Genomic DNA, 16,732 nt, shown 5'->3' on the forward strand with positions numbered 1-16,732 from the left:
AGTAAGACCTTTACCAGCCTGAAGTTCAGCTAATGCTTTGTTGAAATCGAAAGATTGAGTCATGTGTCACTCCTGTTTTCTTAATAATACTGAAATGACACAGATTTCTAAACACTACCAATTACTTCGCTATTTGCGAGTTCATTTAACCTTTCATACAAATTCGGTAGTTCGTGTTCCGCAATTGGCTTACTAAAATAATAACCTTGCACAATGAAGCAATTATTATTTTGTAAAAACTGCATCTGCTCTATTGTCTCAACCCCTTCTGCAACCACGTCTAGCTTTAACTTTTGCGCCATGGCAATAATAGCTGCAGTGATTTCCATATCATTCGTATCCTCTGGGATATCTTTTACAAATGAACGGTCAATTTTCAATATATCAACCGGGAATCGTTTTAAGTAACTGAGCGACGAATAACCTGTACCAAAGTCATCAATAGAAATAGATATACCTAATGCTTTAAGCTCGTGCAATTGTGTAATGGCTGCCTCTACATTACCCATTAGCATGCTTTCGGTAAGCTCTAAGTGAAGGCGCTTTGCTGAAACACCCGACTTAATTATCATTTTGCTCAGCGTTGTAACTAAGCTTGAGTCTTTAAACTGGCGGGCCGATAAGTTTATCGATATATTATTTTCTAGACCTTGTTCTGCTAATCTTACGGCAAAATCACAGGACTCTTGAAGCACCCATTCGCCTAATTCAACTATAAGGCCTGTCGCCTCAGCAATAGGAATAAATTTATCTGGAGGGATTACGCCTTCAGCTGGGTGGAACCATCTTAATAACGCTTCATAGCCAACAACTTGATGAGTACGGCTATCAACTTGAGGTTGATAGTAAACTACAAATTGCTTTTCTTTGAGCCCTATACGTAGCTCATTTTCGATAAATAAACGTTCATTTGCGGCTGCGTTTAATTCTTGGCTATAAAAGTGGAATGTATTACGCCCTTTTGCTTTTGCCTCATACATTGCCAAATCAGCATGTTTGAGTAACTGATCTTCCTCTAAGCTATCGTAAGGAGCCATAGTTATACCAATACTTGCACTGACAATAACTTCATTACTACCTAATTTTATAGGCACATTGAGTGTTTTTTGGATTGTATTGGCAACATCAGCCGCATGAGCTTGGCTTTCTATTCCACTTAGCAATACTGCAAATTCATCACCACCTAAGCGCGCTATGGTGTCCTCAGCTCGTAAACGTTTTTTAAGTCTGTTTGCCACTTCAATTAATAATTGATCGCCAGCATCGTGGCCTAATGTGTCGTTAATACGCTTAAATTCGTCTAAATCAAAATAAAACAAAGAAAATGCATAATGCCCGCGCTCTGCTAATGCCATTGATTTACGCAATTGCATTCTAAAAAACGTTCTGTTGGCAAGGCCCGTAAGGGTGTCAAAGTAAGCTAGTTGTTCCATTTTACGCTGGCTTTCTTTTACAAACGAAATATCTTGTGCTGATGCTACATAACTGGTTATTTCACCGCCCTCTTCACGAATTGGCGAAACACTTAAAGACACCCAAATTGGCTCTTTATTTAAACCCGCTATTAATGTGTCCCCGCGCCAGTAATTACGACTGCGTAAATCTATGTCTATATCTTCAACTAAAATAGACATTTCTGAGGCAATAATACTAAGTAATGGCGCTCTATTAAAATGACTTTCTGGATAGCCAGTCATTTCGAGCATTTTGGGGTTTACGTACTCAATGACAAAATTTTCATCGGTGATCACAACCCCAGTGCCCGAGAACGCTACCGCTTTAGATAAACGATTAGCTGCTTTTTCAGCAATTTCTTTTTCTGTAATTCTTTGGTTTAAACCATCAATAAGCTTGCGGATTTCTACCGTCATGTCTCTAAATGAGCCATTAAGGGTACCAATCTCATCTTTGTTTTCTGGCGGAAACTCAGTTGTTAACTGACCTTTACCAAAGCTTGTTACTGCATAAACTAAAGTATGTAAACGGCGAAGTACTAGTTGATAAAGCGCCTGATGTAGCAATAAGGCAACTAATATTGCGTATAAAATAAAGAGTCCAAAAAACTTCAGTTTTAAATCTTGTAACGCAGATAACGTTGATGAACGTTTTTTATAAACCCCTATGTACCAATCTAAATCATCAATTTTACGAATATTAATAATGTGAGCTTCATCATTTTGTTCAAATGAATTGGCATACTCTGGTAACTTGACCGCAATTGCATCGTCAATAATTGACTGCAGTTCTGGGTTTACAAATTCGTTAGTAGCGAGTGCTTTATTGTCACTACCGTAGTCAGCTAATAATGCAGGGTTTAGATTGGGATGGGCTAACAATTGCCCTTTACTATCAAATACAAGTAAGTGTTTTTCTTTATCGCCAACAGGTAAAAATGAAATAAGTTTGTTAAGGGAAATATCGCTTCCCGTTACACCTAAAAACTCGTTATCAACATACACCGGCACTAGTAAGCTAATAACCCACTTTCGCCATACTGTATCGTAATAAACTTTTGACCATGCAGGCTCTCGCTCTGACCCCAGCATACTTTTAATAGATTTGTACGTTGACCCTTGAGTAACTCTAAACTCGGCTGGCGCATTTAATGCCCAGTTTGGAGGAGAAACACGAATGAAATCGTCATCGGTAATTAAATAAAAGTTAAAAAAGTCGTGTACCAGAGTCGGAGAAATTATACGCCATAACATTTCGGAATCATTAAATAGGCGTTTATAAAAAGGAGAGTAATTTTGCTGTGGTAAAAATGCTGCTGATAATCCATCAGCCGAGGCACTTCGAATCGTACCATCGCTATTAAACTGTAACTGTGATTTATTACTTAAATTAATTGGTAAATTAGATTGAAATAGCTGCTCTGTCACTACGTTATTGGCTTGCTGAGCTATATTTATTTTTGTTTTAATACGTTCATTAAACTGCTTCACTAATAAATCTGTAGAGCTTTTTAACACCTCATGCTCTTCAAAAACAAGTTGCTTCTCTTCAGATTTAAGCATTAAAGCAGCCGCACACACCCCTGCTATTAAACAAATAGCAGATATAAGTAGTGAAAGTTTTACACTTAAAGAATTAAATCCAAAACGCGATGGAGGGCGTCTGTAAACCACAGGTCAACCTTAATTATTAATAATTGTTATTATTTGAACCAGTTTACGAAATATATCAGATCTGACTTAATATTTATAAATTATTTGTTAAATATCACTAAAAACTAATTATGACCAAATAAATAGCGCTTTGCGCTTATTTAGCAACGTATCGTTATTGACATTGTTAGTAACTCTCCATACATTAACTGCATGAAACTATTTATCTCTCGCACTTTTTTTTCGTTTTTTAGCTTCTTTATATAAAAGAGGCTTCCCTGTTTGTGAGATAAAATCAATCGAATAGTAAAGCCTCCCAACTGGGAGGCTTTTTTGTTTTTGCTGTGTAGTAACAGCCTACTTTTGGAATGAGGATACCAAAATGACAAATGATGTATTAAATGCACTAAGACACGATATAAATGAAATAGACTCCGACTTACTGGTGTTATTAGCTAAACGCCGTCGCATTAGCCACGGCGTGGTTGAATACAAAATCGCGAACAATAAGCCAATTCGCGATGAAGCACGTGAACTCGCGCTTCTAGAAAAATTGATTGGTTATGGTAAATCACTGGGGTTAGATGCTTACTACGTAAATAATGTGTTTCAAACTATTTTGGAAGATTCAGTTTTACACCAACAAGCAATGCTGCAAAAAAACCTTAATCCAGATGCACTGAGTGAAACACATCGTGTTACTTACTTAGGTGGTCAGGGTTCTTATAGCCAGCTTGCATGTCATAAATACTTTAGTCGCCGCCCTGGTAAATTAATTGAAATTGGCTGTACATCGTTTGACGACATAACAGGTAAAGTAGAAAACGGCCAAGCTGATTTTGGTTTATTACCGATTGAAAACACAAGCTCTGGTAGTATTAACGAGGTATTTGACTTATTACAGCACGCACAAGTCTCGATTGTTGGAGAAGTCACTCACAGTGTAGAGCATTGCTTACTCGCAAACCCTGATACTGAACTTAGCCAACTGACAAAAGTATTTGCACATCCACAACCATTTGCGCAGTGCAGCCGCTTTTTACAAGGCTTAGGTGATTTACAACACGAAACATGTGACTCTACATCAAGTGCATTACAATCAGCTCTGAACACACCAAATAGTGCTGCAATTGGCTCTGCTCAAGCAGGAAAAAATGTCGGCCTCGAAGTCATCAAATCAAATCTTGCTAATCAAAGCGAAAACCATAGCCGCTTTATTGTTGTTGCGCGTAAACCTCTGCAAGTGTCTAACCAAATTCCAACTAAAACTAGTTTAATCATGTCGACAAAACAGCAAGCGGGCTCACTAGCCGATGCGTTAATGATTTTTAAACAACATAAGATTAATTTAGTAAAACTTGAGTCGCGCCCAACTCCAGGCAATCCGTGGGAAGAAGTGTTTTATGTAGATCTTGAAGCAAACTTAGCTGATAGCCAAGTAAAAGAAGCGCTAGAAGAGCTTAAAGAACACACTCAATATGTGCGTATTCTAGGCTGCTACCAAAGCGAATCATTGCAGGCAGTAAGCGTTAATACTTAATCCACACTTTCATAAACTAAAAAGGGCCGATATCGGCCCTTTTTAGTAAAAAGTGATAAGTATTAGTCTAGCACTTTTGAATCATTTGCTTTATTTAATAAGCTTCGGCTTTGTGTTAAAAAGTGCTCTGTTGAGTCAGAAAAGTAAACTTTCGCCTGCGCAAAAGAATCAATAAGCGCTGCTTTATCTCCTGCTTTTAATTTTTCCAATGTACTTGCAAAAGTGTCTTGGTACTGTGCGAGTAGGCTCTCTACATCATCGAATTGCGCTAACATAATATCTGAGTACAACTCCGGCGACTGCGCAAATAAACGCCCTACCATCATTAGCTCTAGTTGATATATAGGTGACGAGCAACTACGTAACTCTTCTAGTGTATGACTTTGTTTTGCTAAAAACTGTCCGTACACAAATGTTGTTAAATGGCGCATTACCTGAATAATTTGCATTGCTTCGTCGTGCTTTTTAGCATCAAGCTCAACAAGCTGACAACCCCATACTTGTAACTGCTGTAACAAGCCTTTTGCCGCTTGGTGATCTCGCCCTTCACATACAACGACTGTTTGTTTTACCCAGTGTGATATGTCAGGGCCAAACATAGGATGCAAACCAACCACAGGGCCACTATGCGCGGCTTTTAGTGCTTTAATAGGCGATTGCTTTACCGATGTAATATCAACTAGTAAACAGTCATCATCTAGTTTAGGTAACTTAGCAACTACTGCGTCCAATGCATTAATTGGTACGCTAATCATTACTAGCTTGGCACCTTTTAAAATATTTTGCGCATCGTTTTGCTGATCTTTATCTAAAACTTTAACTTCGTAACCTGAGCGAATAAACTGCTGAGCAAATAGCTGCCCCATAGCACCTTGGCCACCTACAATAACAATTGGCGAAAGTTCTGGCGCTGCACATGCAAGTTTTGCTTGTTGGTTTTGATAGGCTTCTCGCATCATGCGTCTTAGTATATCTTCAACGAGATCGGGGCTTACATTTTGATTTATTGCTTCTTGTCTTCTTGCCGCTAATAGCTCTGCTTCACGATTAGGTGCATGTAAAGGCGCGCCTGTTTGTTGTTTTATCTCACCAATTTTTTGCGTAATACCATTACGTTTAGCGAGTAAGGCAACAAGTTGTGCGTCGCATTCATCTATACCTTCTCTCAGCTGTGCTAAATCACTTATGTCAGCCACGTTCATACCACCTTAAAAAACAAATAACGTAAATATAAATTTACATAAAAGTAAACTAATCAATACGATAAATACTAACAGGATCAGCTAACTGATAAAAGGCTAAAGCTTAAATTTTACTAATGAGGATTGAGAATTGAGAATTGAGAAAATAATATTCTAAAACCAAAACGGGTTGCAACCCGAAGGATGCAACCCGTTTTTTTGCGTTGATAAACAGCGCGTATTAGTTAAGTTTTTCTCTAATACGTGCAGATTTACCAGAACGCTCACGTAGGTAGTAAAGCTTAGCACGGCGAACTGCACCGCGACGCTTAACTGCTACGCTATCAATAAGAGGGCTGTGCGTTTGGAATACACGCTCAACACCTTCACCGTTCGAAATTTTACGAACTGTGAATGCTGAGTGAAGACCACGATTACGCTTAGCGATTACAACACCTTCAAAGGCCTGTAGACGCTCTTTAGCACCTTCTTTTACTTTTACCTGTACAACCACTGTATCACCAGGGCCAAATGCAGGTACGTCTGTTTTAAGCTGCTCATCTTCAAGCGCTTTAATAATATTTTGGTTTACTTTTGCCATTATGTTTCTCACTTTCCTAGGTGTAACTGTCTTCTAGCCACAAGCTTTTTGGTACTCTTGCTGAAATTCTGCGAGTAATACCGCTTGCTCCTCAGTCAGAGCTAGGTTATGCAACAAGTCAGGACGTCGTAACCAAGTTCTACCTAATGACTGCTTAAGCCGCCACTTTGCTATCTCTTGGTGGTTTCCGCTGAGTAATACAGCAGGAACCTGTTTGTCGTCCAATGTTTCTGGTCGTGTATAGTGTGGACAATCTAACAAGCCATCCGAAAACGAATCTTGTTCTGCTGACTGGTTATGACCTAACACACCTGGCACTAATCGCGCTACTGCGTCAATTAATGTCATGGCAGGTAGTTCACCACCACTCAAAATAAAATCACCAATTGACCATTCTTCGTCAACATATGATTCTATTATTCTCTCATCTATACCTTCATAGCGACCGGCAATCAAAATCAGTTTATTAGAGTTAGCGAGTTCGCTAGCGCCCTGCTGATCAAGTTTGCGCCCTTGCGGAGACATATAAATTACTTTAGCGCCATCACCAGCTGCTTTTTTAGCTTCGGCAATCGCTTTTTTTAATGGCTCAACCATCATTAACATACCTGGTCCGCCCCCATAAGGACGGTCATCTACGGTTCTATGCTTATCTAAAGCGTAGTCTCGCGGATTCCAACAGTTAAAATCAATTAAACCATTTTTTACTGCGCGACCGGTAACACCTTGGTCTGTAATAGCGTCAAACATGTCTGGAAAAAGGCTTATCACCCCTACCCATAATGAACTAGTTTGCGTCATTAAAACCCTGGTTCCCAATCTACGGTAATTTCTTTTGCGTCGTATTTAACTTCTTTAATAACTGAATCAGTTAAAAAAGGAATCAAACGTTCAGCTTGACCAAATGCGTCTTTACTGTTTGCTTTCACAACTAGTACGTCATTTGACCCTGTCTCCATAAGGTCATCAACAATGCCTAAGCTATAACCTTTATCGGTTACAACAGACATGCCAATGAGATCTCGCCAATAGAACTCACCTTGCGGAAGTTCTGGTAAATGCGCTGCATCCATTGAGATTTCAGCATGGGTATAAGCCATTGCTTCGTCTCGGTCGTTTATCTGCGCAAATTTAGCGATAAAGCCTTTGTTGTGGCGACGCCAGTCGACCACTTCTAAGGACTGCCATTTACCTTGCTGCCCTATCAACCACGGGCTGAAATCGAAGATCCCTACGGGATCATCAGTAAATGAATGTACCTTAAGCCAGCCCTTTATACCATATGGGGCACCGAGCTTTCCTACGACAATTATTGATGAGGTGTTCTCTTGACTCATGGTTACACTTACGCCTATTAAGCCGCTTTACGAGCGTCTTTTACTAACTTAGCTACGCGATCTGAAAGAGATGCGCCCTGACCTACCCAGTGTTCAACACGTGGTAAATCTAAACGAATTTTTTCTTCTTGACCTGAAGCAATTGGGTTAAAAAAGCCTACTTTCTCGATGAAGCGACCGTCACGCGAGAAACGGCTATCCGCAACCACAATTTGATAGAAAGGGCGTTTTTTAGCGCCACCACGTTGCAAACGAATAGTTACCATACCGTCCTCTATAAAGATTGACTGTTTTCATTAATAAGATTTACTCCCCAGAATGGGGAGCTGGGGAATTGTACGAGTTTTTGGCAATAACGCAAGTAAGAAGTGAAGCAAAAAGACAGTTTAGTAGGTTAAACCGTGATCTCAACGACAAATTAGGGTTAAAGGTGTATTACATGCATAATTTATTCAACAAAAAAGGAGCTATTTGCTCCTTTAAATATGATTCGCTATTGTTTTAAAAAATAACTCAAAAGTATTTTTTAAAACTTAGGACCACCGCCACCCATCATCCCAGGTGGTAACATGCCTTTCATACCGCGCATCATTTTAGTCATGCCGCCTTTACCTTTCATCTTTTTCATCATTTTTTGCATTTGCGTAAACTGCTTAAGCAACTTATTAATCTCTTGTACTTGTGTGCCAGAGCCTGCTGCTATGCGTTTTTTACGCGAACCTTTAATGATTTCTGGACGTGCGCGCTCTTTTTTAGTCATTGAGCTAATAATAGCTTCCATTTGGATAAATGTTTTGTCACCCATTTGGCCTTTAACAGCATCTGGTAAGTTAGACATACCAGGGAGCTTATCAAGCATCGACATCATGCCACCCATATTTTTCATTTGCTTTAATTGATCAGCAAAGTCGTCAAGGGTAAAACCGGCACCTTTAAATACTTTTTCAGCAACTTTGGCAGCTTGCTCTTTATCTACTTTCATTTCGACTTCTTCGATTAATGAAAGTACATCACCCATACCTAAAATACGCGACGCTATACGGTCTGGATGAAAAGGCTCTAGTGCGTCAGTACGCTCACCCACACCCATAAATTTAATTGGTTTGCCTGTGATATGACGAATAGATAAAGCAGCACCACCACGTGCATCACCATCGGTTTTTGTTAATATTACACCGGTTAGTGGCAGGGCTTCGTCAAATGCTTTAGCTGTATTTGCCGCATCTTGACCCGTCATTGCATCAACAACGAATAAAGTTTCAATTGGGTTGATTGCTTTGTGAAGATCTTTAATCTCGTCCATCATGTTGCTGTCAACATGTAAACGACCTGCGGTATCAACAAGTACTACATCTATAAATTTCTTTTTAGCATGAGAAATTGCAGCGTTTGCAATATCCACTGGCTTTTGCGAAATATCACTTGGAAAGAAATCAACGTCAACTTCTGTAGCAAGCGTTTCTAGCTGTTTAATCGCAGCAGGGCGATAAACATCGGCACTTACTACAAGCACTGATTTCTTTTTGCGTTCTTTTAAAAACTTAGCAAGCTTAGCTACACTGGTGGTTTTACCCGCACCTTGCAGACCCGCTACCATAACAACGGCTGGCGGTTGTGCATTTAGGCTTAGCTCTTCATTGGCCTCACCCATTGCTTTTTCTAGTTCTTCACGCACTATTTTTATAAATACTTGGCCTGGGCTTAAGCTTTTTGTAACTTCAACCCCAACTGCACGTTCTTTAACTTGTTTTACAAACTCGCGAACAACAGGCAGTGCCACATCGGCTTCTAAAAATGCCATACGCACTTCGCGAAGTGTGTCTTTTATGTTGTCTTCAGTCAGACGGCCACGGCCACTGATATTTTTTAAGGTTTTACCTAATCGTTCTTGGAGGTTCTCAAACATGTAACGGTTCCGATAAGACGTTTATATCAATCCATTAAAATTTTACGGTTAGTTTGATTTTCAATTAACCAGGATTGACTTATTAAGTTTCAATTAAAAGTAGTATACCGTATATGGCGTCTTACAATACAGTGTTCAAGTGCACCTTGTTGAGTTTCTTTTTTTAAGGTCTATGCATTTGCTTTGCTATAAAATACAATGGCTATATAACAACAAGGATTATTTTGTCTCAAATTAAGTGGCCCAAGCACAATGCTGATTATTAGTTTAACTATTATTGCCAGTTTATTTTATGTGTTAGCAACGTCTCACGTGCTCTCACGCCTGTTTCATCAACAAGGCCCTAGCCAAAAGGTAACCGTCATATTGAGCACGGTTGCTATAGTGGCGCATATGCTGCTGTTAGTTAACTCTGTTTTTAGATCCGATGGTCAAGACTTAAGTATTGTAAACGTCTCCCTTTTAACATGCTGGGTTATTGTAGTTTCAGTAACAGCTGTGTCGCTAAAGTTCCCTGCCACTTTATTATTGCCCGTTGTTTATGGTTTTGGTGCTTTACTTACAATTGCCAGTTTATTTATTCCTCATCATATTTTACTGCAAAGCATTAATATTGAGGTTGGCTTAGTAACACACATTTCTTTATCCCTATTGGCCTACTGTATTTTAATTATTGCTACTTTATATGGTGTACAGTTCTACTTTATTGATAAACGTTTAAAACGTAAAGATTTAGCAATTGTGCATAGTCACCTTCCGCCTTTGATGGTTGTTGAGCGCCAGCTTTACCAACTTCTTAATTTAGGCACCATATTACTCACGTTCGCATTACTCTCGGGGTTTGTATTTCTTGATGGGATGTTTGCTAAAGAGTTCATTCATAAAACGATATTGTCGTTAGTTGCGTGGGCTATTTTTGCCATTGTAGCCATCGGGCATATGAAAAAGGGTTGGCGCGGTAAACCTGTGGTTATTACCATCATGGTCGCTGCATTTGTCCTCACACTCGCATATTTTGGCAGCCGTTTCATACAAGAAGTGATACTAAATAAGTTTTAACTTGACTCTGCTTGCTCACTCTAGCTTAATACGCATTGATTTATAAGAAAAGGATCCATCGTTGGACGACATATCGACAAGTACCCTATTTATCATTTTAGGTTTTTTGGTGCTTTTTTCTGCTTATTTTTCTGGTTCAGAAACCGGAATTATGTCAATCAATCGTATACGCCTGCGACACCTCGCTAAAGAGGATCATCGTGCAGCTAAACGAGTCAGTAAATTACTTAGCCGTCCAGATAGGCTCATCGGTTTAATCTTAATTGGAAATAACCTTGTCAATATAGCTGCAGCTCAAGTTGCTACCATTATAGGTATTCGCCTTTACGGTGACCTTGGTATTGCTATCGCTACGGGTGTGTTAACTTTAGTCGTGCTTATATTTGCCGAAGTAACACCTAAAACTCTTGCTGCCCTCTATCCTGAAAAAGTTGCTTTTCCAAGCTCAATAATACTTAAAGGGTTACTAAAAATTCTTTTTCCTTTTGTTGTTATCGTTAACTGGATGACCAACGGGATATTGCGATTATTTGGTATTAGTGCCGCTCAAATCGACGAGCACAGCATGAGCAAAGAAGAATTAAAAACAGTGCTCAATGAGTCAGGCGCACTTATCCCTGCTCGCCATCAAAGTATGCTGACCTCAATTTTAGATTTAGAGCAAGTAACCGTTGAAGATATCATGATCCCACGTAACGAAATTGTGGCTATTGATATTAACGATGATTGGAAACTAATTAGTCGTCAGCTTACCCATGCACAACATACTCGCGTGTTATTGTATCGCGACAATATAGATGACGCAGTAGGCTTTATTCACTCTCGAGATGCACTTCGTCTACTTACAAAAGAGCAATTTGATAAACCATCTTTGCTGCGTGCTGTACGCGAAATTTACTTTATCCCAGAGGGAACATCACTTAACACTCAGCTGTTAAAATTTCAGCAGTCTAAAGAGCGTATTGGCTTAGTAGTAGACGAGTATGGTGATATTCAAGGTTTAGTAACGCTTGAAGATATTTTAGAAGAAGTTGTTGGCGATTTTACAACTACACAAACTCGTACGCCAAGCGAAGAAGTAGAAACACAAACCGATGGCTCTTGTATTGTAGATGGCGGCGCTAACGTACGCGATTTAAATAAAGAAATGGGTTGGGATTTTCCGTTAGACGGCCCTAAAACTCTGAGCGGCTTAATTGTTGAATACTTAGAAGATATTCCCGATGCAAATATTAGTTTACGTATTGCGGGGTACCCTATTGAAGTACTCGAAGTAAAAGAGAATATGATAAAACAGGTGAAGATACTGCCGAATAAGCGTTCTCGCTAGTTCTCACTAAGTAAAAAGGAGCCGATTGGCTCTTTTTTATATCCATTAATAACTTTCTAGCCAAATATAAGGCGTTCAAACCAACCTTTATCAAGCTCGTCTTCACAGCGTTTTAATTGCGCACCATAACGGCTCGCTCTGTGTTTAACTTTGTTTGCGACACCCATTAACCACTTTTTCTTTTTATATGTGCCACGCTTATAACCACCCCAACCTTCATGATAATTAAGGTATTGTGCGTAAGCATCCCATTTAGAGATTTTATTTACTTTATGCGTTTTATAAACAAACCACGCCATAAAGTCGATTGCATCGTCAAAGTCGTCTCTATCAGCACCATTGTTGCCTGTTTCACGAATATAATCTGACCATGTTGGTGTTTTAGCCTGTGAATAACCATAGGCATCACTTGCGCGACCGGTTGGAATTATCCATAAGAAGTACTCCATAGGTGGAGCCGCATCATGCTTAAAAGAGCTTTCCTGGTACATCATACTCATGAGTACATGCTTAGGAGAGCCCCATTTTTCTTGCGCGTCTTTTGCGTCAAAATACCAATCAGGTTTTTCTTCAAAGATTTTGCATAGATCGTTAGGTTGTTTCGGAGGCGCTGTAGCACAACCAGCTAAAGTAATGGCAAGAGATAAAATAATTGCATTTTTTTTCATTTTTCTAAGATCTCACAGAACTTTTTTAAAAAGTGTGGGTCTGACTCAATGAATGCAGCAGTACAGCATTAGTTCATCCCTGAATATATATTTACGCAGCCTACTTAGGCTGCGTTTTTTTGCTTAAATTTTACTAAGTATTAAGATTATTTACCGCCAAAATACGCATCTAAAAAGGCGGTAAATGACTGGGTATCTGCTTGCTCAATTGCAGTTTGTGCTTCGTTAGACTCTACAACTTGTTGTTCCAGCCAAGGCTTTAAAAACTCACTGTAATCAGTGTCAGCGTGACTTTGTTTGTATTTATTAGCCAGTGCTAGTGCAAAGTGACCGTTGTCTAAACCAGACTCTTTTAATTGCGACACGTAACGTCCAGAATAAGTAAGCTCTGGATTATGCACCCACGTTGCCATGCGCTTTATAGTATCGGAGTAATAATTAACACCATAAGCATTATCCATCCATTTAGCGACATCAGTGAGCTGTGCAAATATTTCATCGCCCCACGACTGAAAACTACGCTGTGTGTTATTAAAGTTAAGCATTAGCCCTTCTTCTCGACCTTGATTGACTACTGTGTCGAGGTTTTCAGTACTGCGTGCTTGTTCTTTCCAATCCATTGGAGCTGAATCTTTTAATAAACAATACGTTAAAAACACATCTAAAAAGTGAATTTGCTCAATATCAATACCCACTTCGCTAAACGGGTTAACGTCTAACGCGCGAATTTCTACATATTCAATGCCTGCTCGAAGCAATGCATCCGTTGGCGTTTCGCCACTTTTAGCATTACGCTTAGGACGAATTGGCGAGTAAAATTCGTTTTCAATCTGCAGAATATTTTTATTTAATTGTTTAGGGTTTTCACTCTTATAGTCATCAAGATCACCATAAATTTCTGATGGTGTGTTGATTGCTTTTTTAAGACCTGCAACATATTCATCTAACGAGTTATACATTACGCGTAGTGACGACTGGGCGCTATTTGTATAACCTAAATTGCCTAAACGCAGTGCCGTACCAACTTCTAAGTAAAGCGTACCTTTACCTAGTTTTTTAAATGGTAAATCGGTTTTTCGACCTTGTAAAAATGAGTTACATAATGCTGGTGATGCACCAAACATGTAACTTATTAGCCATAGTTCGCGTTTAAAGTTACGAATAAGCGCTAAATAACCCTCTGAAATAAAATCTTGAAGGCTTGCATTACTTTGTTGTAACGAGTGAAGCGACTGCCAAAGCGTATCTGGAAATGAAATATTAAAGTGAACGCCTGCAATTGCTTGCATCATACTACCGTAGCGATTTTTTAATCCTTCACGGTATAGTGTTTTCATTTTGCCTGTATTAGAACTACCAAATTGAGCTAAAACAATATCATCTTGGTGTTCAATAAAGCATGGCATACTGATAGGCCAAAGCAGTTCATCGTCCATCTTTTCTAGAGTGAACTTTTGAAGGTCCTTTAATTGTTTAAGAGTTTGCGTTGACGACTCACTAACTGGAGTAATAAATTCAAGTAAAGATTCAGAAAAATCAGTTGTGATATGGCCATTAGTTAACGCACTGCCCACCCCTTTTGGATGGCCTTTAGGTGATATAGCACCATTCTCTTGTATTCTTAGTGACTCTCGCTCTATGCCACGTTTAATGCCTTTAACTGCATGTTGGTGCTCATCTACTGATAACGCTTCAAGTGCGTTAGCTAAATCATGTGTTGTCAAAAAATCTTTCCTCGGGCCACGTGGCTTAATCATAAGGTTATGGGGGCTAATTACTTAGACTCAAGATGAATACCAATTTTATTGAAAATATGATCATTATATCGCGTTAAATAACGCCCTCACTGCGTTAAAAATTATTCATATAGAACAACTATATGTCATAATTTTCGCCTTGTTATTGTGCTATTTTCTTGGCGCTATAATAGATCATTCATTTAATGCAACTGGAATAAATTGCTAAGAACAATATAACTTTTCAAATCTAATAATTATTTGCCCACTTTATACATGCGCTTAATATGACCAACATCATTATATTAAGTCGTAATATTGCCATTGCTATGTGCATTATACAAATGCTTTATATACGTATTTAATTATAAATCAAATAAGTAAAATATCAGCCTATAGTAATAGACCGGAACTTATACAAAATCAGTTCAATTTAGCTGTCTGGTATTTAAACTTGATCTAGATCAATAAATACAATCATTTGTCTTATGAGCATAGAAGGAAAGACGCTATTTTTTGCTTTGTAGTGTGTAAGCAATATAATGACTGCAACAATAAAGGATGATAATAAATACAATGCACAATGATAAAAGCTTAAAAAATGAAGAAGTATACTTTGATGAATCACAAGAGCTGGTTTCCACTACTGATCTTAAAGGTGTAATAACATACGTCAATCAAGCGTTTTGTTCTATAGCCGGATATAGCGCACAAGAGCTTATCGGTCAGCATCATAATATCGTGCGCCACCCTGATATGCCAAAAGCAGCCTTTAAAGAAATGTGGGCAACATTAAAACAAGAACACTCGTGGCGCGGTATGGTTAAAAACCGCTGTAAAGATGGCCGCTATTACTGGGTAGATGCCTTTGTAACCCCCATTTTTGAACATGGCCGACTTGTTGGTTATCAATCTGTAAGAACCAAAGCAAGCTCTCAACTTAAGCAACGTGCACAAACACTTTACAACAAAATAAATACCAACAAGTCATTATTTAAACTACGAGAACACACCACAATACGACAAAGCCTTACTTTTATAAGCCTATTATTTTGGCTGATTTTTATTGCTGTTGCGGCATCAATCACCATTGCTGCAATTAGCCTATTTATTTGTGCTTTAGTTATTGTGCTAAATTATGACGAACTCATTGTTACCCCTAAAATATTACGCGAACAAAAAGCAAAAGCCGATTCAATCTCTCGTTATATTTACAGCGGCCATACACCGCACAGTGTAAGTGATTATAGAGAGCAAATGCTAAGTGCAAAATTGCGCACAGTCCTTGGCCGTATGAAAGACTCAACATTAAGCTTTAATGGCATCGCAACTGATTTAGACAAACAATCAACACTCACCGAAAAAGGGATTTCTTCTCAAGGTGAGCGTTTAGAACAAATTGCATCAGCGATGACTCAAATGAGTTCTACCATTGGTGAAATATCAGTAAATACAGCTCAAACAGCTGATAAAGTGAATAACACCCATCAAAGTTGCTCAGAGATAAAAGACCACATTGCAGATAATAGTAAAATGGTATCTGATTTAGCTTTTCAAGTGGAACAAGCAGCAAATACAGCCACCAGCTTAGCCTCTGAAGCAGATAAAATTGGTAAGGTAATGAGTGAAATAGAAGGAATTGCCGATCAAACTAACTTACTTGCTCTTAATGCAGCGATTGAAGCAGCTAGAGCGGGAGAACATGGGCGAGGCTTTGCTGTAGTCGCCGATGAGGTAAGGACTCTTTCGTCACGTACTCAAAATGCTACAACACAAATCCATAGTTCTATTAAAGAAATACAAGACACTTTATTTAGCTGGTCCAAAGTAATGCAAAGCACTAAAGCACAAGCCGATAACTGTGTTTTGACAACCGATAAAACCCAAGTTGAACTTGAGGGGATTTTTATCCAAATCAGTGAAATATCTCACTTAGCAATACAAATATCATCCGCTGCAGAAGAGCAACAAATGGTTAGTAACGACATTAGTAATAATGTTTCGCAAATTAAAGACTTTGGCGATAACAACTTAAGTTTAAGCTTTAATGTGGCAAAAGGTGCAGCTGAGCTTGTTGAAGGCTCACGTAGAGTGAACGATTTATTACTAACTTTTAAAGTTTAACAAACATAAAAAAGCCGCTATTTTAGCTGTCTCTTATACACAAATCCCTGCTAAGAAATTAGCGGGGATTTTTTTGAACTAAATCTCAATGTCATGATCAGATCTTCAAATCTTGTTTGAGGGCACATTATGATTAACGAACA

At 38.8% G+C, this 16,732-nt stretch carries 13 protein-coding genes; 4 read left to right on the forward strand and 9 right to left on the reverse strand.

Going from position 1 to position 16,732, the window contains the following annotated elements; translation table 11 throughout:
- Positions 1-107 precede the first annotated feature (107 nt).
- Entirely contained in the window at positions 108-3,128 is a 3,021-nt protein-coding gene (locus tag I6F10_RS18965) for a bifunctional diguanylate cyclase/phosphodiesterase (RefSeq protein ID WP_197099253.1), read from the reverse strand.
- Positions 3,129-3,489: 361 nt separating this feature from the next.
- Between I6F10_RS18965 and I6F10_RS18970 the strand changes: the two genes are divergently transcribed.
- Complete coding sequence (locus I6F10_RS18970; protein ID WP_024604450.1) at positions 3,490-4,647, forward strand: chorismate mutase; 1,158 nt, start codon at positions 3,490-3,492, stop codon at positions 4,645-4,647.
- A gap of 62 nt (positions 4,648-4,709) precedes the next feature.
- On the opposite strand, the gene tyrA is transcribed toward I6F10_RS18970, so the two are convergent.
- The 6 genes from tyrA to ffh form a co-directional block, all read right to left on the reverse strand.
- Positions 4,710-5,843 (reverse strand): bifunctional chorismate mutase/prephenate dehydrogenase, encoded by a 1,134-nt coding sequence (tyrA, locus tag I6F10_RS18975; protein ID WP_024604449.1) that lies wholly within the window; start codon positions 5,841-5,843, stop codon positions 4,710-4,712.
- A gap of 226 nt (positions 5,844-6,069) precedes the next feature.
- Positions 6,070-6,429 (reverse strand): 50S ribosomal protein L19, encoded by a 360-nt coding sequence (gene rplS / locus I6F10_RS18980; protein ID WP_002962189.1) that lies wholly within the window; start codon positions 6,427-6,429, stop codon positions 6,070-6,072.
- 33 nt (positions 6,430-6,462) lie between these two features.
- Positions 6,463-7,230 (reverse strand): tRNA (guanosine(37)-N1)-methyltransferase TrmD, encoded by a 768-nt coding sequence (trmD, locus tag I6F10_RS18985; protein WP_002962190.1) that lies wholly within the window; start codon positions 7,228-7,230, stop codon positions 6,463-6,465.
- Entirely contained in the window at positions 7,230-7,766 is a 537-nt protein-coding gene (gene rimM / locus I6F10_RS18990) for a ribosome maturation factor RimM (RefSeq protein WP_197099254.1), read from the reverse strand. Before rimM ends, trmD begins: the two co-directional genes overlap by 1 nt.
- Positions 7,767-7,783: 17 nt before the next feature.
- Positions 7,784-8,032, reverse strand: a complete 249-nt coding sequence (gene rpsP, locus I6F10_RS18995) for a 30S ribosomal protein S16 (protein WP_002962192.1) — start codon at positions 8,030-8,032, stop codon at positions 7,784-7,786.
- 260 nt (positions 8,033-8,292) lie between these two features.
- Positions 8,293-9,672, reverse strand: a complete 1,380-nt coding sequence (gene ffh / locus I6F10_RS19000; RefSeq protein ID WP_002962194.1) for a signal recognition particle protein — start codon at positions 9,670-9,672, stop codon at positions 8,293-8,295.
- Positions 9,673-9,924: 252 nt separating this feature from the next.
- Between ffh and I6F10_RS19005 the strand changes: the two genes are divergently transcribed.
- On the forward strand, positions 9,925-10,731 hold the full coding sequence (locus tag I6F10_RS19005; protein ID WP_002962197.1) for a cytochrome C assembly family protein: 807 nt from the start codon (positions 9,925-9,927) through the stop codon (positions 10,729-10,731).
- Between the two features lie 61 nt (positions 10,732-10,792).
- Entirely contained in the window at positions 10,793-12,061 is a 1,269-nt protein-coding gene (locus I6F10_RS19010) for an HlyC/CorC family transporter (RefSeq protein WP_165744203.1), read from the forward strand.
- A gap of 56 nt (positions 12,062-12,117) precedes the next feature.
- Here the strand turns inward: I6F10_RS19010 and I6F10_RS19015 are convergent, their stop codons facing one another.
- Positions 12,118-12,729, reverse strand: a complete 612-nt coding sequence (locus I6F10_RS19015; RefSeq protein ID WP_002962200.1) for a transglycosylase SLT domain-containing protein — start codon at positions 12,727-12,729, stop codon at positions 12,118-12,120.
- 146 nt (positions 12,730-12,875) lie between these two features.
- Positions 12,876-14,453 carry a glutamate--cysteine ligase gene (gene gshA / locus I6F10_RS19020; protein ID WP_024604445.1) on the reverse strand — a complete coding sequence of 526 codons (1,578 nt, stop codon included), beginning with the start codon at positions 14,451-14,453 and terminating at the stop codon, positions 12,876-12,878.
- Positions 14,454-15,041: 588 nt separating this feature from the next.
- Here gshA and I6F10_RS19025 point away from each other — a divergent pair.
- Positions 15,042-16,589, forward strand: coding sequence for a methyl-accepting chemotaxis protein (locus tag I6F10_RS19025; RefSeq protein ID WP_024604444.1), 1,548 nt, complete (start codon positions 15,042-15,044; stop codon positions 16,587-16,589).
- Positions 16,590-16,732: the final 143 nt, after the last annotated feature.

The sequence above is a fragment of the Pseudoalteromonas sp. SWYJZ98 genome (assembly GCF_015864495.1).
GTDB classification, from domain to species: domain Bacteria; phylum Pseudomonadota; class Gammaproteobacteria; order Enterobacterales; family Alteromonadaceae; genus Pseudoalteromonas; species Pseudoalteromonas distincta.

Coding starts and splice junctions, on each gene's coding strand:
- rimM (WP_197099254.1), bottom strand. CDS start 7,766: ATGAGTCAAGAGAACACCTCATCAATAATTGTCGTAGGAAAGCTCGGT.
- I6F10_RS18970 (WP_024604450.1), top strand. CDS start 3,490: ATGACAAATGATGTATTAAATGCACTAAGACACGATATAAATGAAATA.
- rplS (WP_002962189.1), bottom strand. CDS start 6,429: ATGGCAAAAGTAAACCAAAATATTATTAAAGCGCTTGAAGATGAGCAG.
- I6F10_RS19025 (WP_024604444.1), top strand. CDS start 15,042: ATGCACAATGATAAAAGCTTAAAAAATGAAGAAGTATACTTTGATGAA.
- I6F10_RS19005 (WP_002962197.1), top strand. CDS start 9,925: ATGCTGATTATTAGTTTAACTATTATTGCCAGTTTATTTTATGTGTTA.
- rpsP (WP_002962192.1), bottom strand. CDS start 8,032: ATGGTAACTATTCGTTTGCAACGTGGTGGCGCTAAAAAACGCCCTTTC.
- ffh (WP_002962194.1), bottom strand. CDS start 9,672: ATGTTTGAGAACCTCCAAGAACGATTAGGTAAAACCTTAAAAAATATC.
- I6F10_RS19015 (WP_002962200.1), bottom strand. CDS start 12,729: ATGAAAAAAAATGCAATTATTTTATCTCTTGCCATTACTTTAGCTGGT.
- trmD (WP_002962190.1), bottom strand. CDS start 7,230: ATGACGCAAACTAGTTCATTATGGGTAGGGGTGATAAGCCTTTTTCCA.